The organism is uncultured Desulfovibrio sp. (assembly GCF_910584445.1).
Lineage (GTDB): Bacteria > Desulfobacterota > Desulfovibrionia > Desulfovibrionales > Desulfovibrionaceae > Desulfovibrio.
In genome coordinates this window covers 23,956-47,070 of the sequence record NZ_CAJUBO010000017.1, presented here as the reverse complement: position 1 = coordinate 47,070, position 23,115 = coordinate 23,956, and the positions used below count along the sequence as shown (strand labels likewise).

The window sequence follows — 23,115 nt, the reverse complement described above, 5'->3', positions numbered from 1 at the left end:
GAAACCTGAGGAAAATATCTGTCTTACAGATATTTTCCTCAGCAAAATGCTCTAGAACTGGTAGCTGAAGCTTGCCGTCACCCCGTGGGCCGTGGTCTTCATGCCGCTCTGGAAGCTGTAGTTCAGCCCAAGGGCGAGGTCGCCGCCGCTAAACTCCACACCAAGCGCGCCGCGCCAGGTGACATGATCCATGATCTGCGTCTCCAGATCCGAATCAATGCCCGTGCCGGTAAACCGCACGTCGCCCTTGGCGTCCATGTCGCCGGCGGCGGGGATGACGGAAAGATCCAGCACCGGGCGGCAACGCCAGCCCCCGGACAGTTCAACGTCGCGCGAGAGGGAAACGCCCACCGGGAACGTCCAGATATTCTGGCGCATGGGGTCGCCCTCCAGCACTGTGCCGCCGCTTTTCACATCATAGCCGTCGGTATGCAGATAGAGGTAGCGCACGCCCGCGTGCGGCGCCACCTCCAGCCAGGGCGTGGGGATGCGGTATTCGGCGCGCAGGCCGGCGCTCAGCGCCCGGGAGGTCACGTCGCTCTTGAGCGGCCGCATTTCCATGCCCTCGGGCAGGCCCTGCTTGAGGCTGTTGTATGCCGAGGTGTAGGCCACATCCGCCGAAAGGCCCAGATTGCCCGCCTGCCAGCCGGCATACGCCCCGAGGCCCCAGAAGCCCATGCTGTTGGTCGTGCCCGCCAGCTCGCCGGAGCCGCGCGCATAGCCGCCGCCCAGATTGAGGCTCACGCCCAGCCGCAACGCGCTTGCGAAGGTGTAGTCGCAGCCCAGGGCGATGCCGCCCAGGTTGCCGCTGAAATCCATGTCCCAGTTGCCCGCCGTCATGCCGAAGCCGTTGGCGCTCTGGAAGATGGGCGTGATCCACAGCGCCCAGCCATGGCGGTGGAGCGCCTCCTCCACGGGCGCGCCGTCCCCGCCCACGGCAGAGACGCCGCCACCCGGCTCGGCGCCGGAACGCCGGCCCATGGCGTTGCTCCCGGCCTGATTGGCGGCCATGGTCATCTGCGGCACGGCCCCGAGCACCGCCATGCGCGCGGCGCTCTCGATGGTGACGGCCGCGAGCCTGCCGTTATTGGCGATATATTCGCGGCTGATGGCCCGCGAGAGGAAGCGGATGCCGGGAACCGCCGAATCCACATGCGGCGGCCCGATGACGCCATCCGCATAGGTCTTGTCCAGCATGTCCACCAGCAGCGGATGCAGCTTGGTAAAAACAGACTCGGCCGAGATCATGCGCGTGCCGATCATGCCGAATTCTTCCAGCCGCACCAGGTCGAGCATGGGCGTTCCGGAAGCAAGGTTGGCGCCGTTCCAGGCCGTGTCGTCAGGATAGTCGCCGGCGCCGGCAAGCACCTTGTAGGTGCCCCCGTTGACGGCATCGGGAATATACAGCTTGGCACCTGATTGGACATCGAAAGTTCCGCCCGAAAGCGCGCCGTCGCCATTTTCGTCCGCCGCCTTCGCGCTGACCACCAGCAGCGAGCCAGGCGCGAAAACGACAGTTTTCGTGGCCACGGCGGGGGGCGGCGCCGAAAGCGAACCGTCCACCACCATGCCCGGGAGATCGTCCAGCGACTGCGGGGTCGCCACGGCAAGGGCGGCGGTGACAGGGCCGAGAGTGCTGCCGTCCGCAGCGTCGAACTGGCGCAGTATCCAGTCCGGGTCGGAGGTTCCCAGCCCCAGGGCCGCGTTGGCGCCCACGACCGCGCTGCCGTCAGTGGAATCCCTGAAGTTCGCCACCGCCACGCGGCTGTTGACCGCCAGCAGCGTTGCAGTGTCCAGCTTCAGGCTGTCGATGCCCGCACGGGCGCCGCCGTTCACGGTGACGCCGCCCGAAAGGTCCAGTGCGCCCGCGCGCAGGCTGCCGCCGGAAATGGTCGTCTTTCCCACGACGTTGAGCGCTGCGATACCGGCTGCGGCATTGATGAGCGTCAAAGTCTCGTTGATGACATTGTCGCGCCCTCCCGCAGTGGTCCCCGAAAGCAGGAAACTGCCGTTTTTGACTGTCACATTGTTGGCGAAAATGTTCTTTGCCACCACATTGGTGGCCGTGACGGTGGGCGCGGAAATCTTGCCGTTGGGCGCATAGAGAGAAAGCACCGCGCCGTCGCTGGCCGAAAGCCCGGGATCGCGATTAGCCATGATGCTGCCTTCAAGGCTCGTGATGACGCTTTCGCCGCTCAGCGCGGAGAGACCCCTGTAAAAAATAACGTCGCTACGCGCGGTGATGGTGCTGTCGCTGTGCTGGCTGGAAGGCAGGTCGTCTTGGGGGGAGTCCTCATGAAACTCCTTGGGAGGCTGTTGTGTAGTGATGTAGTCATGCCCCAGCGACACGAGTTCGGCGACGATATGGCTGTTGGTCATGACCATGTCGCCAGTTGACGTGGACTGGAAAATGCCGTTGGCATGAAGAGTGCTGTTTTCGATGTAAAAGGAACCGATGTTGATCTTGGTCGCGGGGAAAGAACGGCGCCAGAACCAAAGAACTGGATGGAACCCTTGATCTCGTTGGCGTGGACGGAGGCACCCCGAATCGTCAGCTCTCCAACGCCGCTGATGGTATTGTAGTCCGCATCGGAAGTGATGCGTGTATTGCCGCCCTGAAGGTCAAGGTTCGGCGCGGCCAGGGCCGGAGGCACCCGGAGCTGTTCCGCACCAAAACAACAAAAAAGGGCCACCACCGCAAGAAAAGCCGTCACACGGCGTTTCCCCTGCATGTGCTGCCCCGTCGAATTTCCGGCCATGTGTCGCATGGGCCGCTCCTTCGCATGGCTGTGCCTCCCTCGTCACCATGCGTCCCTACCATACCGTTGCGGGCGGACAGCCGTCAATGGCGGCAGGGGAAACAGGGTCCCCCGGCATGGTCGGGGATCCTCCATCGCGCCTGTCAGGGGTTCCTGCCGGCAGCGCCCCGCAACGTGTTGACACCGTACATCTAGGCTCAAACCTCATTAAATTACGTTATGGTTTTTTTCAGCAAGGAAAAGAGTTTTTTCCACTGGCCGCCCGAAGCAGAGCGAAGGGCGGGGCTGTCGCCGCAAGAATCCTAAAAAATAAGATTTTTTTGCGCTGGCAAGGAAGTGGGCGATTTTTGGAGGGAGTGTACTCAGGTACATGACCGACAAAAATCGTCCAGTGACGCGACCGAAGGCGGCGCGAAGCGCCGTGCCCGTTCGAGCGAAGCGAGGTACGGGCATCGTCCGCAACGCGTCAGGCCAGCGCAAAAAAGGCTGTTTTTGACGGATGATTGTGGCATTGCATAAGCTGCCACATCCCAAGCCAGCAGTCACATTAATAGGTCCAGACCCTAATGCGCGCTGCCCCAGTCGCGGCCGGAACCCCACTCCACCAGCAGCGGCACGGAAAGCTCCACACCGCCGGGCCGCACGCCCTCCATGAGGGCCGCGGCCCTGGAACCGGCCTCGCGGGCGCCGCCTTCCGGCAGTTCCAGCAAAAGCTCGTCATGGACCTGGAGGACGAGCCGGGCCTCCAGCCGGCGCAGGGCCGCATCCCCGGCCACGGCGAGCATGGCAAGCTTGATGACGTCCGCCGCGGAACCCTGGATGACCGTATTCACGGCCTGGCGCCGGGCCTGGGCCGCCATCTGCCCGTTGGCCGAGAGGATGTCGGGCAGCCAGCGGCGGCGCCCGGCCAGCGTGACCACATAGCCCTGTTCCCGCGCGCTGTCGATGACACGCGCATAAAAGGCCTTGAGACCGGAAAGGCGGCCGAAATACCTGTCGATGAACTCCCTGGCCTCGGTGGTCGGGATTTTGAGTTCCTGCGCCAGCTTGGTGGCGCCCATGCCGTAAATGAGTCCGAAATTGATGGTTTTTGCCATGCGCCGCTGGTCGGGGAGCACCCTGTCCTGCGGCATGTCGAAAATGAGCGATGCCGTGCGCGCGTGGATGTCCTCCCCCTTGCGGAAGGCATCGAGCAGGGTCGGGTCCTGAGACATGTGGGCGAGGATACGCAGCTCGATCTGCGAATAATCCGCCGAGACCAGGACATTGCCCGGGCCGGCCACAAAACAGGCGCGCATGCGCTTGCCGAGCGGCCCGCGCACGGGGATGTTCTGGAGATTGGGATTGCTGGACGAGAGCCTGCCCGTGGCCGTGGCTTCCTGATTGAAGGTGGTGTGGATGCGGTCATGCGCGTCCATGAGGCGCGGCAGGGGATCGAGATAGGTGGAGCGCATCTTCTCCAGCTTGCGGAACTGAAGGATGCTCTGCACCACGGGAGCGCCGGGCGCCAGCCGTTCCAGCGTCTCCTGGCTCGTGGAGGGCTGGCCGCCACGGGTCTTTCTGGGCGCGGCGAGCTTGAGCCGCCCGTAGAGGATCTCGCCCAGCTGTTGCGCCGAACGGATATTGAAGGTCTCGCCCGCTTCCGCGTACACCTGCCGGGTAAGCTCGTCCAGCTCGCGCTGGACATCGTCCAGAAAACTCCGGAATGCCCCCGGGTCGATGGCGATGCCGCGTTCCTCCATGGCGGCGAGCACGGGCACCAGCGGCAATTCCATGTTGGCGTAAAGGTCGGCGAGACCATTGGCCGCCAGTTGCGCCGCGAGCGTCCGCGCCATGCCGAGCGCCACGACGGCCGGCCCTTTGCCTTCCAGGCCGAGGGCGTCGCTCCAGCGGGCGGAGAGCCTGGTCCAGCCGTAGTCCCCGGCTTCGGGACCGAGCAGGTAGGCGGCGAGGCCAAGATCCAGAAGGCGCGCCCCGCCGTCAGAGAGCGCCTTCCAGAACGGCGCCGCCAGCAACAGGCTCTTGAGGTCGGCCACGGCCACTTCTCCCGCGTCTCCAAGCCAGGCGCAGAGAGCCTTCATGTCGCCCGTCCAGACATATTCCGCCACATGCTCCAGCGCGGCGGCGGGTTCCCGGGCGGCATCGCCCGCCTCAGCCACGGCCACGCGCGGCGGAAGGGCCGGCCCTTCCGGCCAGACGAGCGCCACCGTCCGCCCGCGGCACCCGGGAAGCAGCGCCACCGAGTCCACCTCCGCGGCGGGGGGCGCGGTCGCGAGCAGGTCGCACGGCGCGGGTTTCCGGCCCTCTGCAGGGGCGCCCGGCGCTTCGGGAGCGCCCGCCGGCGTTTCGGGCGGCAGAGGCGGGTCCTCCGGGGCGGCCGCGCCGTCCACATGGGGCGCCCCGGCCTGCACCAGGGCCGCGATCTCGCGCCGGAGCGCGAAGAGTTCGTATTCCTGAGCCAGAGAACGGCATTCCGCGATATCTATCGGTCCCACACGCAGCGCCGCAAGGTCGAGATGGGCGCAGACGGCGAGGGAGAGCCTGGTGAGTTCGCGCCAGGTGAACATATCCGTGAGATGTGGGCGCAGCTTGTCCTGAAGCTTTGGGGGCAACAGGGCAAAATGGTCGCGGATGTCCTCCAGCGTGGGACAGATGGCGAAGATCTGCCGCGCGGTCTTGGGTCCGATGCCGGGAACGCCGGGGATGTTGTCGCTGGCGTCGCCCACCAGGGCCTGCACGTCGGGCCACTGCGCCGGGGCGACGCCGCTTTCGGCCTCAAAATCCGCCATGGTGACAAGGCGTTCCTCGCGCGAGCCGGGGTCCCACATGAAGACGTTGGGACCGAGGCACTGCTTGAGATCCTTGTCGCCGCTGATGATGACCACGGGATGTCCGGACGAAAAGCGCGCGGCCAGCGCGGCGATGCAGTCGTCCGCCTCGCAACCCTCGGACTCCTCGAAGGGAAGCCCCAAGGCCCGCACCATGCGCTCGATGGGCGGAATCTGGCGAGCAAGCTCCTCGGGCATGGCCTCGCGGTTGGCCTTGTAGTCGGCATAGATCTCGTGGCGGAAGTTTTTGCCCCTGCCGTCCTTGAGAAACAGGAAATGCTTCGGCCGTTCCTCCCGCAGGATGCGGAGCAGCACGCGCGTGACCACCACCAGAGCGTTGGTGGGAAAACCGTCGGAACGCTGCATGTGCCGGTTGGCGAAAAAACCCCTGTAGATGAAGGCCGTCCCGTCCATGAGAAAAACGGGTTCCGCGTCGAGGCCGAGACGTTGCGTGAGCGACATGACTGCACTTCCGGACGTTGCGCCGTGCCCTCCGGCCCGCGCACAGGCGCGGCGGGGGAAACGGGTCCACACGCGGCCCGCTTGCGTTCTCCGGTCCGCGTGGGTTATGATAACGGCATGGAATCGTGCCCGCAAGTGACGGCAGCCGCCGTCGGCGGCGTCTGGCGCGTCAGCGTGGGCGGCTGCTGGAATCTGGAGCTTCCCTGGCCGGAAACGGCGGATGCGGCGCTCGCCGGGCTTGCCGACCGGAGCCTGCGCGGCCTGCACCTGGAGGCTGCCGGCCTTGATTCCTGGGACAGCAGCCTGCTTGTCTTCCTTGTCCAGCTCGTCAGGCGGGCGCGCTCGCGCGAACTCCCGGTGGAGCTTGCCCTGCCCGGGGGGCTGAAACATCTGGTGGATATGGCCTTTGCCGTGCCCGCGCGCGCAGGCGCCTCGCGCACGGCCACGCGCGGCGACGCCCTTGAGCGCCTTGGCGCGGCCGCCCTCGCCCTTCCCCCGCGCATTGCGGATTTCCTCTCTTTTCTGGGCGATGTGGCCCTTGCCGTCTGGAACCTCATCATCGGCCGCTCGCGCATGCGCTCCGGGGATTTCATTGCGGCCATGCATGAATGCGGCGTGCAGTCTCTGCCCATCATTTCCCTCACCAGCATGCTCTTCGGACTCATCCTCGCCTTTGTGGGCGCTGTCCAGCTCACCCAGTTCGGCGCGCAAATCTATGTCGCGGGGCTGGTGGGCATCGGCATGCTCCGGGTCATGGGCGCGGTCATGGTGGGGGTGGTCATGTCCGGCCGCATCGGCGCGGCGTACGCGGCGCTCATCGGCACCATGCAGGTCAACGAGGAGGTGGACGCCCTGGAGACCCTGGGCATCTCCCCGGTGGATTTCCTCGTCCTGCCGCGCGTGCTCGCCCTGACGCTCATGGTGCCGCTGCTCACCATCTATGCCGACCTCATGGGCATCATCGGCGGCTATCTCGTGGGCACGCTCATGCTCGATCTCAATCCGCTGGAATATCTCCATGCCACGGTGCAGATGGTGCCCTTCCGCCAGATCCTCATCGGGCTTGTCTATGGCACGCTGTTCGGCGTGGTCATCGCCATCGCGGGCTGCTACCAGGGCATGCGCTGCGGCAGGAGCGCCATGGCCGTGGGGCAGACCACCACCCGCGCCGTGGTTTCCTCCATTGTGGGCATCATCGTCATGACGGCCATCATCACGGTCATCTGCAACGTGCTCGGCGTCTGAGGCAAAGACATGACAGCTCCCCTTTCCGCCATCCCCGCCCCTGGCTCCGCCGCCACGGACGACGCCGGCGCGGCCCTCAGGATACGCGACCTCCAGGTGGGCTATGGCTCCTATGTGCTCATGCGCCAGGTGAGCTTTGATGTACGCAGGGGCGATATTTTCTTCATCATGGGCGGCTCGGGCTGCGGCAAGAGCACCCTGCTCCATGTGCTCATGGGACTCAAGCCGCCGCAGGCCGGGAGCGTGTTCTTCGGCGACGTGGATTTCTGGGGCGGCACGGAGTCCGTGCGCCGCAATGCCATGCGGCACGCGGGCGTGCTTTTCCAGAGCGGGGCGCTCTGGAGTTCCATGACGCTGGCGGAAAACGTGGGCCTGCCCCTCCAGCAGTACACGGATCTTGACGACGACGAGATCCGCGAACTGGCCTCGCTCAAGCTGGCGCTGGTGGGTCTGGCGGGCTTTGAGGAGTATTACCCTTCGGAGATCAGCGGCGGCATGAACAAGCGCGCGGGCCTCGCCCGGGCGCTGGCGCTGGACCCGCAGATCCTGTTTCTCGACGAGCCTTCCGCCGGTCTTGACCCGGTAAGCTCCAACCTTCTGGATGAGCTTATCCAGCAACTGCGCGACAGCCTGGGCGCCACCTTCGTCATCGTTTCGCACGAGCTGGCGAGCATCTTCAGCATCGCCACCAACGGCATCTTCCTTGACGTCAAGACGCGCACGGTCACGGCCAGGGGCGACCCGCGCGCCCTCGCGCAAGACCCGCACACCCAGGAAGACGCCCTGCTCTTCCTCACGCGCGGCGGCAAGAACCCGCTCCGGCCAGCGGCCTGCCAGGCCGTCCCCCCCACCGCTTCCCCAGGTGTTCCCGGGGCCGCTTCCCCGGCCACTCCGCCGGACGCCCGGGCGGACGCATCCCCCCCGGAAACCGCCGAAACACGGGCCAAGGACAAAAACGCATGACTCCGCAACTGTACAAAACCACAGTGGGCGCCTTTGTGGTGGGGGGCATCGTCCTCTTCACCCTGGGCATCATCCTGCTTGGCGGCGGCCGCCTCTTCAGCAACGATGTGGAATATGTGCTTTATTTTGACGGCTCCGTGAGCGGCCTTTCCATGGGCGCGCCCGTGGTGTTCCGGGGCGTGCCCATGGGCAGCGTCACCCAGATCAGCCTCGTAGCCAACGCCCGCGACTCCAATGTGACCATTCCGGTCACCATCCGCATCGACGAACGCAGCTTCATCCGCAGCAGCGGCCGCGTCCTTTCCGAATCCGCCCAGCAGGAGATCATCCGCAGGATGGTGGAGCGCGGCCTGCGCGCGCGCCTCCAGCTCCAGAGCCTCATCACCGGCCAGTACCGCGTGGAGCTTGACTTCTTTCCCGACACGCCCATGAACTTCCGCTCGTCCACCCCGGATCTGGAAATCCCCACCGTGCCGTCGCCCATCGACACGCTCCAGCGCACCCTGGCGCGGCTGCCCATCGAACAGCTGACGGCTTCGCTCGCCAGCATCCTCGAAAACGTCTCCGCCGCCGTGGACAACGGCAAGCTCAAGGCCGGCGTCGAGGCATTTGCCGCCACCTTCACGGAAACGCAGCGCATCCTCTCCGACAGCCCCCTGCGGCACGCGCTGGAAAACACCCTGCAACAGGTGGACGGCGCGAGCCGCGCCATGCAGAAGGAACTCCCCGGCGCGCTGGCGGCCTTTCACACGGCCATGGACAACATGTCCCAGGCTTCCGAACGCCTGCGCCGCGTGGCCGATTCCGCCGAGGGCACACTGGGGCGGGATTCCCCGACCATGAACGACGTGCGCCGCCTGCTCAAGGAATCCATCGCCGCCGTCCGCGCCCTGCGGAACCTGGCGGACATGCTCGAACGCAACCCCGAAGCCCTGCTCAAGGGCAGGCAAGGAAAACGCTGATGCCCCGCAAACTCTGCCCTGTCGCCGTTCTCGGCCTCTTTCTGGTCATGGTTGCCGGCTGCGGCCGCAGCACGCCCACCAGCTATTATCTGCTGGAAAGCGGCGCGGCGCCCGTCCAGGCCGACGCCCTGCCGCCCACGAGCCTTCGGGTGGCTATGGTGGAGGTGCCCAACTATCTCAACCGCAACAATATCGTCAGCCGCGTCCAGGGCGAGACCAGGCTCATCCTCGCCGAGTTCCACCTCTGGGCCGAGCCGGTGAGCAACGGCGTGCGCCGCGTGGTGGAAGAGACGCTCACCGCTCCCCTGCTCGAACAGGGCGTGACCGTGCTGCCCCCCGGCGCCACCAGCGGCGGCGACTATGTGCTGGCGCTCGATGTGCAGCGCCTTGACGGCAATTTCAACGAAAAGGCCGTGCTGGAAAGCCGCTGGACCCTGCTGGACAGGGATGACGCGCCGCTCGCCAACGGCATCTTCTCCGCCGAGGAGATGGTCCAGGGCAGCGACTACAATGTGCTCGTGGGCGCGGAGAGCCGCCTGGTGCGCCGCCTGGGCGACTATCTCGCCGGGCGGCTGCCGCCGCTCCTGAAGCGCCGCTGACGGCGTTCGAGCGTTTTCGCAATGAAATTGCGTAACGCTCTGGCGGCTGCGGGAGCAGACGCCCGCGCCGAATGAGCGTCCAGACCGCGTTCTGGACGCGAAATGGCAGGCGACGCCGCGATTGAAAATGGATATTTTCAATCGCAATATGCTCCAGGCCAGCGTCGGCCGGGCAAGGCCTGCGCCGCCGGACGCGCTTTCCGTCAGGCGCGAGTTTCAGGCAAGAAATTGCACGTCCGTCACTGGACGGCACCGCGCGACCCGGGCTATCCTCACAGGTACGGAGCGCGGAAAGCCACGCGCGCTCCCGCGTTTTTGTCGCCCCTTCCCCGGCGAAAACGCAACCGCAAGCCCGCGCGGCAGGGCCGCGCAAGGGAGCGTCCCATCATGAAGAGCACCTTTCGCCCGACCCGGCGCTTTTTTCTGAAACAGGCCACCACCGGCGCCCTTGCGCTCGGCCTTTTCCCGCTCATGGGCTGCGCGCCCGCCTGGGGAGCGGCGGCAAAAACTCCGGCGGCCCCCGGCGCCACGGGCGCCGCCCCCGGCGGCAAGCCGCTGGTGGTCTATTTTTCCCGCTCCGGCAACACGCGCAGGCTCGCCGAGCTGATCCACAAGCGCGTGGGCGGCGACATCCTCGAGATCACGCCCGTCACGCCCTACCCCGCCGACTATCAGGCCACCGTGGATCAGGCCAAGCGGGAACAGGCGGACAACGCGCGCCCGGCGGTGAACACAAAGATCGCCGACCCCGGACAGTACAGCGTCATCTTCCTCGGCTATCCCAACTGGTGGAGCAGCATGCCCATGCCGGTCTGGACCTTTGTGGAGCAGAACGGCCTTGACGGAAAGACCATCGCGCCCTTCTGCACGCACGGGGGCGGAGGCATGGGGCACAGCGAGAGCGACCTCAAAAAACTCCTGCCGCATGCCCGCGTGCTCAAGGGGCTGGCCGTGCGCGGCACGAGCGCGGGCGGCGCGGAAAAAACCGTGGAAAAATGGCTCGAGGGGCTGGGGAACGCCCTGATCGAGACCACCACCGGCAATCCCGCCATTTACCCCGACGGCGCCTACTGACGCCGCCGCGTCCCGCCCGCTGCCGGGGCCACGCCAAAAATACGGGAGCGTCCTTTCAGTCAGGATGCTCCCGTTTCCCGTTTAATCCCGAACGCAAGCCAGCGGCCATCCCCGTCGTCGGGCGAACGACGCTTCGCGCAGGCCCGCGCTTGCGCCCGGACGCACTTGCGGCTAGGCTGCGCCCATGTCCGCATCCGTCTTTACTCTGGAGCATACGGACGGCGCCGCGCGCGCGGGGCTTCTCCGCACGGCGCACGGCGTCATCCCCACGCCCATCTTCATGCCCGTGGGCACGGTCGGCTCGGTCAAGGCCGTGGCGCCCGATGACCTCGCGGCCATCGGCGCGCCCATCATCCTCGGCAATACCTACCACCTCTACCTGCGGCCCGGCGACGAGCTTGTGGCCCGGCGCGGCGGCCTGCACCGCTTCGCCTCCTGGCCGGGCGCCATCCTGACGGACAGCGGCGGCTTCCAGGTCTTCAGCCTGAGCAGTCTGCGCAAGATCCGCGAGGAGGGCGTGGAGTTCCGCTCGCACATCGACGGCTCGCGGCATATGTTCACGCCGGAATCCGTGGTGCGCGTCCAGCGCAATCTCCACTCCGACATCATGATGGTGCTGGACGAATGCGTACCCTACGGCGCGGATTACGCCTATACGGAACGCTCCGTCGGCCTGACCACGCGCTGGGCGGCCAGGGCGCGCGCCGCGTGGCCGGCAGGCGCCGGGCCGAACCTGCTCTTCGGCATCGTTCAGGGCGGATTTTTCGAGGACCTGCGCCGTCGTTCGGCGGAGGAACTCCGCGCGCTGGACTTTGACGGCTATGCCATCGGCGGCCTGTCAGTGGGGGAAAGCAAGGCCCAGCTGCACGACCTGCTGCGCCTCACGGCGCCGCTCCTGCCGGAAGGCAAGGCGCGCTACCTCATGGGCGTGGGCACACCGCTGGATATCGTGCTCGGCATCCTGGCCGGGGTGGACATGTTCGATTGCGTGTTGCCCACGCGCAACGCGCGCAACGGCACGCTCTATACGTCGCTGGGCAAAATCAACATCAAGCGCCGGGAATACGCCGAGGATGACGGCCCGCTCGATCCGGCCTGCGACTGCTATGCCTGCCGCACCTTCTCGCGCGCCTATCTGCGGCACCTCTTCGTGAGCAGGGAACTGCTCTCCTTCCGGCTCAATTCCCTGCACAACCTGACGTATTTCCTGCGTCTGGCGCGCGGCGCGCGCGAGGCCATTCTGGAAAACCGCTTCGCGGCCTATGCCGCCCGCATCGCCGCCCTCTACCCCGACGAGGCGGCGCAGGCGGGTCTGGAAGGATTCTGACGCCGGCTCAGACAGAGGCGCCGGCCGGGAGCGCATCGCGGCGCTCGCGGCGGCGCACCAGAAAAAAGACCACAAAGGCGCCCGCCAGCTTGGAGAGGCTCATGACCACGATGCCCTCGGACGAGGCAATGCCGATGATGAGCAGGAACACCAGGCTGTCCAGCGGCGCGCCCAGCAGGCTGGAGATGAGAATGCGCTGCGAGAACGGCTTGCGGGTGAAGGTGAAGAGCGCCCAGTCGCCCAGTTCGCCCACGGCAAAGGCCGCGGCGCTCGCCACGGCCAGCTGGGGCGAGGCCATCCACCAGCTCACGGCGCAGCCCACGAGCATGGCCCAGAGGATGTGGTGCCCCACGCGGCGCTGGGCAAAATCCCGCACCACAAAGACGAAGCCCACGATGAGCGATGCCGGGGACCAGAACTCGCCATTGGGCAGTTCCAGCATCGGCGTAACGGCAAAGACCCAGTTGACGCCCACGATGAGCGCCATATAGGTGAACAGCGAAAACATGACGATGTCTCTGGTCCTCTGGAGGTGATCCGGCAGCCCCCGCACCGCCGGGCGCGCGGGGCAGGCGGCGACAACGGGCGCAGCATACCGGACACGACGCCGGAAGTCGAGCGAAACCCTGCCCGCGCGGGCGAGCCGGCCGGCGGGATCAGAGCGGATGCTCCCGGTCATAGCGCTCAATATGGGCGATGAACGCGTCCTCCAGCGTGGGATCGGGCATATCCGTGACCGAGGCCTTGAGTTCGTCCGGCGTGCCCACGCTGATCATGGCCCCCCGGTAGATAAGGGCGATGCGGTCGCAGTACTCCGCCTCCTCCATGAAGTGCGTGGTCACGAGCACCGCCGCGCCCGCCGCCGTGAGCGCCGAGATATGCTTCCAGAAATCGCGCCGGGTACGCACATCCACGCCGGAGGTGGGTTCATCCAGAAAAAGCGCGGGCGGCTCGTGGAGCGTGGCGCAGAGCAGGGCCAGGCGCTGCTTGAGTCCCAGGGGCAGCGTGGCCGTGCGCGCCCTGAGCCAGCCTGTAAGCTCAAGGGCATCGGCCAGCACGGGCAAAAGCGCGTCGCGCCTTCCGGCGTCCAGGCCGTACAGGTCCGCAACTATGGTGATATTCTGCCAGACGGTGATGTCGGGATAGAGGGAAAACTTCTGCGCCATGTAGCCCAGACGCTTGCGCGCGGCGCTGCCGGAACGGAGCAGGTCCACCCCGTCCACGGCGCAGTCCCCCGAGCTGGGCCGCGACAGGCCGCAGAGCATGCGAAAGGTGGTGGACTTGCCCGCGCCGTTGGGACCCAGCAGGCCGAAAATCTCCCCGGCGCGCACCTCGAAGCTGATGTCGCGGGCGGCCACAAAATCGCCGAACTTCTTGGTCAGCCTGTTGGCGACGATGCGCGCGCCCGCGCCGGACGCGACGGATGCCCCGGCGCTTCCCGCCACGGGCAGGCGCCCGTAGGGCGAAGGCCGCTTGTCGATGCCCCCCACCTCGCCGAGATAGGCGTCCTCCAGGCGCGGCGGCACGGGCCTGCCCCCCCGCGCCAGGACCTCCTTGCGCAGCGTGTCCGGCGCGTCCGCCGCCAGCACCACCCGCAGGGAGCTGCCCTGGATGAGGGCATCGCTCACGCCCGGTCGCATGCTCCAGTACGCCAGCGCCTCCCTGTGCGCGTTGCCGCCGTTCCCGGCGTCCGCCGGGTCACGAAGGAGGAAGACGCGGCCTTCCGCGCGGCGGGTGAGTTCGCCCGGCGCCCCGGCAAACAGCGTCCTTCCGGCGTCAAGCATGATGACGCCGGGGCAGCGTTCGGCCTCGTCCAGATAGGATGTCGACCAGAGTACGGTCATGCCGCCCGTGCTGAGTTCCTGCACCATGCGCCACAATTCCCGGCGCGACTGCGGATCGACGCCCACCCCCGGCTCGTCGAGCAAGAGCAGACGCGGCGCGCCCAGAAGCGCGCAGGCGATGCCCAGCTTCTGCTTCATGCCGCCGGAGAGCCGCCCGGCAAGGCGCTCCGTGAACGGCCCGAGCGAGGTAAAGGCGAGCAGCCTGCGGAAAAGCGCCTCGCGCGCCTCCTCCCCCACGCCGCGCAGGCTGGCGTAGAGCCGCAGGTTCGCCATGACGCTGAGGTCCTCGTACAGGCCGAAGCGCTGCGGCATGTAACCGATGCTGTTGGGTTCGCGCCGCAAAAGCTCTTCAGGGGAGAGGCCGAAGATGCGGAGCGTGCCGCCCGCGGGCGTCATGAGACCGGCCAAAAGACGCATGAGCGTGGTCTTGCCCGAGGCGTCGGGTCCCACAAGTCCGGTGATGCGCCCGGCGGGGATGCGCGCCGTGACCCCCCGGAGCGCCTCCGTCCGCCTCCTGCCCGAACCGAAGGCCATACGCACGCCGTCAAGGACAACGGCCGGGACGTCCGCGACGCCGGACGCCGGGGAGTCGGCGGAACCGCTCCGGACGGACGCCGCCACGGGCGCGGAACTCATGGCGCGGCGGGTTCCGCGAAAATGGTCACGGGCATGCCCTGGCGCATGACGTTTTCCGGGTCTTCAGCCCGGATACGCAGGCGATAGACCAGAGCGGTACGCACCTCGCGCGTCTCGACGGTCTTGGGCGTAAACTCTGCCGTGGGCGAGATGAAGCCCACCGTGCCGGGAAAGGTCCTGCCCGGCGCGGCGTCCACGGCCACGCGCACGGGCATGCCCGGCCTGATCCGGCCGAGGTTCGGCTCGTCCACATAGGCGCGCAGCCACACCGGATGGGTGAGCGTGAGGGTATAGACGGTCTGCCCCGGCTGGACGATGGACCCGGCCTCGCGCGCCCGCGTGAGGACGATGCCCTTTTGCGGCGCATGGAGAACGCCGTCCGCCAGCTGGATCTCGGCATGGCGCAGTTCGGCCTCGGCGGCGGCCACGGCCGCGCGCTGGGCAAGGACGTCCTCTTCGCGGTAGCCGGACAGGAGCATGTCGAGCTGGTCCTGGGCGGAACGCAGACGCGCCGTGGCCTCGCGGTCGGAAGCGCGGGCATTGTCCAGTTCCTTCTGCGAGATGGCGTTGCTGGCGCGCATGGTGGAGACGCGATGAAGATTGATGGCCGCATTTTCCGCCACGGCCCGCGCCGCCGCCACCTGCGCCCGGGCCTGGGCGACCTCTTCCGTGCGGTAGCCGCGTTCAAGGCGCGCCAGATCAGCCTTTTGCCCGGCAAGCCCGGCCGCCGCCTGATCGCGCTGCTGGAGCAGCAGATCGGCATCCAGACGGGCCAGGGGCTGGCCCTCGGTCACGGCATCGCCCTCGTCCACAAGCACGGCGGCGATGCGCCCGCCCACGCGGAAACCGAGATCCACCTGCCGGATATCCACATTGCCGTACAGGGTCAGGCCCTTGCCGTGGCGGCCCTCATAGAGCTTCCAGCCCCACAGGCCGCCGCCCAGACAGGCGAGCGCAAGGGCGCCGAGAAGAAGCCCCCTTGCCATGCGGGAAAGCGCCATAGGCATATCCTTGGCTTTGTCCTACTTTTGCCTTGCTAAGCGCGTCTCTGTGTGCGCGCGCCGCCTTTCCACGATAGCCCCGGCCGTCGCCGGCGTCCAGAGCGGCGTCGTTCAGAACAGGAACAGCGAGGCGAGGCCGAGAAAGATGAAAAAGCCCGCGCCGTCGGTGAGCGTGGTGAGGAAAATGCTCGACGCCTGGGCCGGATCGCGCCCCAGGGCGCGGAAAATCAGGGGGATGGACCCGCCCGCCACGGCCCCGAGGATCATGTCGCAGAGGATGGCGCCGCCCATGACGCACCCCACCAGGCGGTTCCCCGTGAACCACCATGCCCCGAGAAAGGAGGACCCGGCCATGAACAGGCCGGTGGCGAGGCCGATCTTGCCTTCGCGCAGGACGGCCTTCCATGCCTTGCGATGATCGAACCTGTCCGTGGCGAGCTGGCGGATCATGACAGCCAGGGCCTGCTGGCCCGTATTGCCCGCCTGGTTGGCGACCATGGGCATGAGCACGGCGAGCACGGCCATCTGGGCGATGGTGCCCTCGAACATATAGACCACCGAGGCCGAAAAGGCGGAATTGAGCATGTTGACCACCAGCCAGGGCAGGCGCTTGCGAACGCTCTCCAGCCAGGGGGTGTCCACGCTTTCCTCCGGGTCCGCGCCGACCATGCCGAGCATGTCCGCGCTCGCCTCGTCATGGATGATGTCCATGATGTCGTCGTAGGTGACCACGCCCATGATGTGCCCCTCGTAGTCCACCACGGGCATGGCAAGATAGTTGTAGTGCGAAAGCAGGTTGGCGACCTCGCCCTTGTCCGTGTCGTAGGTGACGCTGACCACGTTCTGCCCGGCCACGGCATCCCCCACTATGGTTCCCGGCCGGGCGAGCATGAGGTCGCGCAGGGAAAGGACGCCCACCAGCACATCGCGGCCGTCCACCACATAGCCGTAATAGGGGCTTTCCTTGTCCGCCATCTCACGCCGGATATGGGCGATGGCCTCGTCCACGGTCAGGTCCTGCTCCAGCAGGATAAGCTCCGTGTTCATGACGCCGGCGGCGGAGTCCGGGTCAAAATTCAGCAGGTTGCGGAGTTCTTCGGAATCTTCCCTGGCGAGCTTTTCGAGCAGGACGTCGCGGTGCCCCTCGTCCAGTTCGTCCAGCACGTCGGCCGCGTCGTCCGGCGCCATTTCCGCGATGATCTGGGCCGCCACGTCCGCATCGAGGTTCTCGAGGACATCCACGGCCACGTTGCCTTCCAGCTCGGCAAGGGCCTCGGCGGCGTCCTCCTTGGGCATGTGCCTGAGCGCGCAGACCCGTTTTTCCAGGCTGAGATTTTCCAGATGGTCGGCAAGGTCGGCGGGGTGGATGAATTCCGCCTCTTCCCCGGCCTCCCGGCAGACTTCGGGCAGGCTGAGTCCGTGGGGTTCGGCCCGTTCGCCGTTTTCCCGGGGCACGGCGCCACCCGGCGCAGCGGCGGCGCCGGAAGCCCCCTCCGCGCCCGGAGCCTTCGGAGCGTCCGGCAGGACGCCATGCCTCTCGGCGCCAGAATCGGTCATTTCGGCTCCTTTACCGGCCGGCGGCGTTCTTGACGCACGGGGCGGGGCATTTTATGAAGACCCGGTGCCTGCGGATGCGACCGGAGCATGAAGTCCGTCCCCACCGCCACCATGGCGGCAATTGATGGCTATAGCATGCCCCCCGGTACGGGACAAGCCCCGGCGCCGCCCCCCATGCGGGGCACCCCCGGTGCGATGGCAAGACCGCCGGCAACAAAAAAGGAACGACATGAAAACAGCATATCGCCGCGCCGCCGTTGCCGCGCTCCTGCTCCTGGCGGCCTGCGCGGCCCTTGTGTGCGCCGTCGTGCCCTCCCTTGTGGAGGACGCGGTGCGCCGGCAGATCGCGGAGCTTCCCGCCGTCCTGCCGCACGAGCCGGGCGTGACGGTCGCGCCGCCACGCGTACGGGAAGTGCGGTTTTCACCGCTCTCCCGCACGCTCGTTCTGGGCGGCATCGAATGCCGCGGGGAAGTGCGCGATACGGCATCGGCGGCGCCCTCCTCCCCGCCGTCCGTCACCTTCTTCACCCGGACTGAAGAGCTTTCGCTCAGGCTCACCCTTCGCGCCGTGCTCCTGACCACCCCTCTGGGCCGCTTCCTGCTGCCGGGCGCCGATGCGGAGCCGACCCTTCTGCCTGTGGCCGACAGCGCCCGCATCCGCGACCTGACCGAAACCGTGACCACGCCCGACCTCGTTCTGACAGGCACGCTCCGCGCGGGCGAGGCAGAGGGCCTGCGCGCGGACACGAGCCTGCTCCGCGCCCTTGCGGCCGGCGCGGCCGGCGCGCCCGACGCCTCCGGCAAGGCTCCCGACGCCCTTGACGTCATCTATGGCATCGCCGTGGAGCGCCTGCGCCTTGGCGACATGACCATGGACATGAAGATGGCCGACGGGAAAACGCGGCTTTCCGCCTCCTGCGCGGAGTCCTGCCTGCTGGGCAAGGAAGGGCGCCGCGTGGCGGAAGAACGCTTCAGGGATATCCGCGCCACGCTTCCCGACGGGCAGAGATTCGCCCTGGCTTCGCTGGAATACCTCGCCGTTGTCCTGCCGGAAAAGGAGCGCTTGCGCGCCTTCCTTCGGGAGCCTGGCGTCGCGTCGCCGTCAGCGGGGCGGCTCCGGACGGCGCTGGAGGCGCTCGTTTCCGGGCCAGAACCGCTGGTGGGCGAGCTTGTCGTCACGGATCTGGCCCTCTCCGTGGACCAGGCCGGTTCCCTTGAGGAACGGCACGCCCTCCGCCTGAAGCGGTGCAGCAGCGTCTGGCGTTCCAACGCCCCGCTCGATCAGACGCTCGTCATCGAAGGCCTCTCCATGCCCGTGTTTCCGCTGGAGGACGCCACCGGGCTTCGCTTCCCCGGCCTGTCCCTCCTTGTGCTCGACGCCACGGCGGCCGTGCGCGGCACCGGTCCCCGCAACGCCACCGCGCCGCCACCGGAACAGCACACGGGGAGCCTCACGCTCCGCGGACTCGGCACGCTGGACTATGGCGTCACGCTCGCGTCAGGCGGCCACGCTTCGCCTGAAGACATCCTGCGCGGCACCTACAGCGACCTCTCGCTCCGCTACACCGACGCGGGGCTGTTCGCCTACCTTGCCAACGGGTTCATGCCGTCGGCCGACGCGGCCATGATGGTCATCAAGGTGGGGCTTGCGCGCTTTTGCTCGGCCGACACTCCGGAAAACGCGACCCTGCGCGCCGCCCTGGAGACCTTTGTCGAACGCCCGGGCACCCTCGTCCTCCGGGGCCGCGCCCCCTTCACCCTGCTGGAGGCGCTCCTGAAGGCGGGCGACGGCGATGCCGGCGCACTCTTCAGCGCCACGGCCGAACCGGGCCGGCGCACGCTTGAGGAAAGCATCCGCCACATCCAGGCACTGGGCGCCTCCCGGCGGGGAGAACGCTGACCCATGCGTACGCTCGTCCTGAAAAAGGATGAAGACCGGCGCATCCGCGCGGGCCACCTCTGGGTCTTTTCCAATGAGGTGGACACGCGCAAAAGCCCGCTCGCGGACTTTGCCCCCGGCGAGGAGGCCACTCTGCTGGACGCGCGCGGCAAGCCGCTGGGCAGCCTCTGCGTCAATCCCGGCTCGCTTATCTGCGGCCGCCTGCACAGCCGCACCCCCGGGACGCCGCTGGACGAAGCCCTGCTCCGCGAACGCCTGGCCCAGGCCCTGGACATGCGCCAGCGCCGCTTTTCCGGGCCGTGGTACCGGCTCTGCCATGGCGAGGGCGATCTTCTCCCCGGCCTGATCATCGACCGCTACGGCGACCACCTCACGCTCCAGATCGGCACGGCGGCCATGGAAGCCCGCAAGCCGCTCCTTGTCCGCTGCCTTGAGGAACTGCTCCGGCCCGTCTCCCTCCGGTTCGACAACGATATCCCGGCCCGGGGGCTGGAGGGGCTGGGGCGGGAAGACGAGACCCTGGGACCTGTGCCGGAATTTCTGGAAGTGCCGGAAAACGGCTGCCGGTTCACGGTGCCCGCCGCGCGCGGACAAAAGACGGGCTGGTTCTATGACCAGCGCGCCAACCGGCGCGAGTTCGCCCGCTACGCCGCGGGCGCGGATGTGCTCGACATTTTTTCCTATGCCGGCGGCTTCGGCGTCACCGCCGCGGCGCACGGCGCCGCCTCCGTGACCTTTCTCGACGCCTCGGAGCCGGCGCTCGACCTCTGCCGCCGCAATCTGGAAGCCAATGCCCCGGGCCTTTCCGGCGCCATGACGGCCATCCAGGGCGACGCCTTCCAGCGCCTTAGCGAACTGGCCGCCTCCGGCAGGCGTTTCTCCCTCGTCAGCCTTGATCCCCCGGCCTTCATCAAGCGCAGGAAAGACGCGGCCCAGGGCCTCGCCGCCTACCGCAAGATCAACCTTCTGGCCGCCAGCCTGCTCGCGCCCGGCGGCATCCTCGCCACCTCGTCCTGTTCGCATCATCTCGAGGCGGACGAACTCGGCCGCTGCATCGCCCGCGCCGCCGCCCGGCTCGGCCGCCCGGCGCGGATACTGCATGCGGGCGGACAGGGGCCGGATCATCCCGTCCATGCCGCCATGCCCGAAACGGCCTACCTCAAATGCCGCATCGCCCGGTTCGACTGAAAACCGGCGCGGCCAGTTCCCGGAGATCCCGCATGTTCAACAAGACCCGCCTGCTCACTCCCGGTCCCACCCCGCTGCCCGAACGCGTGCGCCTCGCGCTTGCCAGGGACATGATCCATCACCGCAAGGGAGAGTTCACCGCCATCATGGACCGGGTGCAGGAAAAACTGCGCCGCCTTTTCGGCACCGAAGGCCCGGTGCTGCCGCTTTCCTGCTCCGGCACCGGCGCCATGACCGCCGCCGTGTATTCGCTCTTCAGCCCCGGCGACAGGGTCCTCGTGGTCGAAGGCGGCAAGTTCGGCGAGCGCTGGCGCGCCATCGCCGCTTCGCGCGGGCTTTTGGTGACGAGCCTTCAGGTGCCGTGGGGCGAGGCGGTGCGCCCGGAAGACGTGGCCGCCGCCCTGGAGGCGGACCCGGCCATCCGCGGCGTGCTCCTCCAGGTGTGCGAGACCTCCACGGGTGTGCGGCACCCCGTGCGGGAGGTGGCGGAACGCATGGCCGGCCGCGAAACCCTGCTGGTGGCCGACGGCATTTCGGCGGTGGGCATCTCCCCCTGCCCCATGGATGCATGGAACATCGACTGCCTGCTCACGGGTTCGCAAAAAGGACTCATGCTGCCGCCGGGCCTCGCCCTGCTGGCGCTTTCGCCCCGCGCCTGGGAACGGGCCGGGGCCACGCGGCCCGGCTGCTTCTATTTCGACCTGCCCGGGGAGCGCGACAACGTGCTCAAGGGGCAGACGCTGTTCACAACGCCGGTCAATCTCATCGTCGGCCTGGACGCAAGCCTGGACATGCTGCTCGAAAACGGCCTGGAAGCGGTCTATGCCAAGCAATGGGCACTGACCATGCTCGTGCGCGCGGGCGCCCGGGCCATGGGGCTTGAACTCTTCGCCAGGGAGCATTTCGCCTGGGGACTCACCAGCGTGCGCCTGCCCGAGGGGGTGAAGGGCGGCGACGTGCTGCGCGTGGCCCAGAAGGAATACGGGGTGTGCATGGCCGGGGGCCAGGATCAGCTCAAGGGGCGCATCGTCCGCATCGGGCACATGGGCTGGGTGGACTGGGCCGACGCGCTGGCGGGCCTGTACGCGCTTGACCGGGGCCTCATGACCACGGGCGGCTATTCCGCCGCGCGGGATTATCTGGAAACGGCCATGGCCGCCTACCGGGCCGCGCTTGAGACAGGCCCCGGCATCGTGCCGCCCAGGGCGGAGATCCGCAGCTGAGGACGGCATTGCGTCCTTCCCGTCGGGGCACCCCCTTGCCTCGCGGCGCAGAGGCCTTATGTATGGGGAGCCGCGCGCGGAAACCGCGACAGCGGAGAACTGTCGGCCTGCGAGGTTTTCATGACCGATCACAACGCTTCCCGGAATGCCGCCGGCGCCACCGGAGCGCCCCTGCCCGAGGTGACGTTTTCCACCTTCATCATTTCCCTGGCCTCTTCCGCCCTGGTCGGACTCGGCGAAGTGCCCGACCCGGCGACGGGCCGGGTGTCGCGCGATCTGCTGCTCGCGCGGCACAACATCGACGTGCTGGAAATGCTGCGCCAGAAGACCGAAGGCGGTCTTGACGGGCAGGAGCGCGGCCTGCTGGAGAACATCCTCTGCGAGCTGCGCCTCAAGTATGTCATCCACTGCGACGCGGCCGGCGCCGCAAACGCCGCAGCCGCGACCTGCTGACGCGGCCGCCGCGCCATCTCATCAACGGGATACTGCCATGAAAACCATCAATGTCGGGCTTGTGGGCATCAGCGGCTATGCGGGCATGGAACTGGCGCGCCTTTTGAGCGCGCACCCCGCCATGCGCCTTGTCCTTGCCTGCTCCCGCGCCGAAGCCGGAAAGCGCCTGGGCGACTTCTATCCCTTCCTGCGCCACCTGCCCGGGGCGGATGTGGTCATCAGCGTTTTTGACGCCAAAGAGGCCGCGGCCGCCTGCGATCTTGTCTTTCTGGCGGTTCCGGCGGGCACGGCCATGCGGCTGACGCCGCCCCTGCTGGAGTCCGGCGTCAAGGTGGTGGATTTTTCCGCCGATTTCCGCCTGCGCGACGCCCAGGTCTACGAAGAATGGTACGGCGCGCCCCACGCCTGCCGCCAGGTGCTGCCCCGCGCCGTTTACGGCCTGCCGGAGCTGTACGCGGCGGACATCGCCCGCGCGCAACTGGTGGCAAACCCCGGCTGCTACCCCACGTCGGTCATCCTCGGCCTCTATGCCGCGCTCAAAAACGGCCTTGTGGAAAACAGCGGCATCATCGTGGACGCCAAATCCGGCGCCAGCGGCGCAGGGCGCAAGGCCGCCGTGCCCACGCTCTTCTGCGAGGTGGCGGACAATTTCCGCGCCTATGGCCTGCCGCGCCACCGACATACGCCGGAGATGGAGCAGGAGCTTTCCCTTGTGGCCGACGGGGACGTGCGCCTCCAGTTCACGCCGCATCTGGTGCCCATGAACCGGGGCATCCTTTCCACCATCTACACGACCCTGAAAAATCCCCAGCTCACCCTTGAAGAGGCGCGCGACGCCTTTTGCCGGACGTGGGAACGCAGCCCCTGGGTCCGCGTGCTTCCGGCGGGCGCGGTTCCGGAAACGCGCTTCGTGCGCGGCAGCATGTTCTGCGATATGGGGCTGGTGGTGGACACGCGGACGGGACGCCTCGTCATTCTCTCCGCCATCGACAATCTGTGCCGGGGCGCCGCCGGCCAGGCGCTTGCCAATGCCAACCTCATGTGCGGCCTGCCCGTGGACACGGGCATGGAACGCCTGGCCCCCCTCGCGTAGC

Annotated in this window: 18 protein-coding genes; 11 read left to right on the top strand and 7 right to left on the bottom strand. The window is 67.5% G+C overall.

What is annotated here, in order from left to right:
- Window positions 1–51: 51 nt before the first annotated feature.
- From QZ294_RS08660 to polA, 3 genes are all read right to left on the bottom strand, one after another.
- Window positions 52–2,379, bottom strand: a complete 2,328-nt coding sequence (locus tag QZ294_RS08660; protein WP_297049031.1) for an autotransporter outer membrane beta-barrel domain-containing protein — start codon at window positions 2,377–2,379, stop codon at window positions 52–54.
- Window positions 2,376–2,768, bottom strand: a complete 393-nt coding sequence (locus tag QZ294_RS08655; RefSeq protein ID WP_297049029.1) for a hypothetical protein — start codon at window positions 2,766–2,768, stop codon at window positions 2,376–2,378. The genes QZ294_RS08660 and QZ294_RS08655 overlap by 4 nt, the downstream gene beginning before the upstream one ends.
- A 554-nt stretch (window positions 2,769–3,322) precedes the next feature.
- Window positions 3,323–6,049, bottom strand: coding sequence for a DNA polymerase I (polA, locus tag QZ294_RS08650; RefSeq protein ID WP_297049027.1), 2,727 nt, complete (start codon window positions 6,047–6,049; stop codon window positions 3,323–3,325).
- Between the two features lie 117 nt (window positions 6,050–6,166).
- Between polA and QZ294_RS08645 the strand changes: the two genes are divergently transcribed.
- The 6 genes from QZ294_RS08645 to tgt all read left to right on the top strand — a co-directional run bounded on the left by QZ294_RS08645 (window position 6,167) and on the right by tgt (window position 12,219).
- Complete coding sequence (locus QZ294_RS08645) at window positions 6,167–7,294, top strand: ABC transporter permease (RefSeq protein WP_297049025.1); 1,128 nt, start codon at window positions 6,167–6,169, stop codon at window positions 7,292–7,294.
- Window positions 7,295–7,414: 120 nt separating this feature from the next.
- Window positions 7,415–8,257, top strand: a complete 843-nt coding sequence (locus QZ294_RS08640; protein WP_297049057.1) for an ABC transporter ATP-binding protein — start codon at window positions 7,415–7,417, stop codon at window positions 8,255–8,257.
- Window positions 8,254–9,219: an MlaD family protein gene (locus QZ294_RS08635; RefSeq protein WP_297049022.1), complete on the top strand. Its 966-nt coding sequence runs from the start codon at window positions 8,254–8,256 to the stop codon at window positions 9,217–9,219. Before QZ294_RS08640 ends, QZ294_RS08635 begins: the two co-directional genes overlap by 4 nt.
- Window positions 9,219–9,818, top strand: coding sequence for a membrane integrity-associated transporter subunit PqiC (locus QZ294_RS08630; RefSeq protein WP_297049021.1), 600 nt, complete (start codon window positions 9,219–9,221; stop codon window positions 9,816–9,818). The genes QZ294_RS08635 and QZ294_RS08630 overlap by 1 nt, the downstream gene beginning before the upstream one ends.
- A 387-nt stretch (window positions 9,819–10,205) precedes the next feature.
- Window positions 10,206–10,892, top strand: coding sequence for a flavodoxin (locus QZ294_RS08625; protein WP_297049019.1), 687 nt, complete (start codon window positions 10,206–10,208; stop codon window positions 10,890–10,892).
- A gap of 184 nt (window positions 10,893–11,076) precedes the next feature.
- On the top strand, window positions 11,077–12,219 hold the full coding sequence (gene tgt, locus QZ294_RS08620) for a tRNA guanosine(34) transglycosylase Tgt (RefSeq protein ID WP_297049017.1): 1,143 nt from the start codon (window positions 11,077–11,079) through the stop codon (window positions 12,217–12,219).
- Between the two features lie 7 nt (window positions 12,220–12,226).
- On the opposite strand, the gene QZ294_RS08615 is transcribed toward tgt, so the two are convergent.
- The 4 genes from QZ294_RS08615 to mgtE form a co-directional block, all read right to left on the bottom strand.
- Window positions 12,227–12,898: a hypothetical protein gene (locus tag QZ294_RS08615; protein ID WP_297049015.1), complete on the bottom strand. Its 672-nt coding sequence runs from the start codon at window positions 12,896–12,898 to the stop codon at window positions 12,227–12,229.
- Window positions 12,876–14,699: an ATP-binding cassette domain-containing protein gene (locus tag QZ294_RS08610; RefSeq protein WP_297049013.1), complete on the bottom strand. Its 1,824-nt coding sequence runs from the start codon at window positions 14,697–14,699 to the stop codon at window positions 12,876–12,878. The genes QZ294_RS08615 and QZ294_RS08610 overlap by 23 nt, the downstream gene beginning before the upstream one ends.
- Window positions 14,696–15,700 (bottom strand): secretion protein HlyD, encoded by a 1,005-nt coding sequence (hlyD, locus tag QZ294_RS08605; RefSeq protein ID WP_297049011.1) that lies wholly within the window; start codon window positions 15,698–15,700, stop codon window positions 14,696–14,698. Before hlyD ends, QZ294_RS08610 begins: the two co-directional genes overlap by 4 nt.
- A gap of 111 nt (window positions 15,701–15,811) precedes the next feature.
- Window positions 15,812–17,257 (bottom strand): magnesium transporter, encoded by a 1,446-nt coding sequence (mgtE, locus tag QZ294_RS08600; RefSeq protein WP_297049010.1) that lies wholly within the window; start codon window positions 17,255–17,257, stop codon window positions 15,812–15,814.
- A gap of 229 nt (window positions 17,258–17,486) precedes the next feature.
- Here mgtE and QZ294_RS08595 point away from each other — a divergent pair, with 229 nt between their 5' ends.
- The 5 genes from QZ294_RS08595 to argC all read left to right on the top strand — a co-directional run bounded on the left by QZ294_RS08595 (window position 17,487) and on the right by argC (window position 23,114).
- A complete protein-coding gene (locus QZ294_RS08595) occupies window positions 17,487–19,157 on the top strand; it encodes a hypothetical protein (protein WP_297049007.1) in 1,671 nt (556 codons plus the stop codon).
- A gap of 3 nt (window positions 19,158–19,160) precedes the next feature.
- Window positions 19,161–20,345, top strand: a complete 1,185-nt coding sequence (locus QZ294_RS08590; RefSeq protein WP_297049006.1) for a class I SAM-dependent rRNA methyltransferase — start codon at window positions 19,161–19,163, stop codon at window positions 20,343–20,345.
- 32 nt (window positions 20,346–20,377) lie between these two features.
- Window positions 20,378–21,568, top strand: a complete 1,191-nt coding sequence (locus QZ294_RS08585; RefSeq protein ID WP_297049003.1) for an alanine--glyoxylate aminotransferase family protein — start codon at window positions 20,378–20,380, stop codon at window positions 21,566–21,568.
- 120 nt (window positions 21,569–21,688) lie between these two features.
- Window positions 21,689–22,021, top strand: coding sequence for a DUF1844 domain-containing protein (locus QZ294_RS08580; protein ID WP_297049001.1), 333 nt, complete (start codon window positions 21,689–21,691; stop codon window positions 22,019–22,021).
- Between the two features lie 37 nt (window positions 22,022–22,058).
- Window positions 22,059–23,114 (top strand): N-acetyl-gamma-glutamyl-phosphate reductase, encoded by a 1,056-nt coding sequence (gene argC, locus QZ294_RS08575; RefSeq protein WP_297048999.1) that lies wholly within the window; start codon window positions 22,059–22,061, stop codon window positions 23,112–23,114.
- Window position 23,115: the final 1 nt, after the last annotated feature.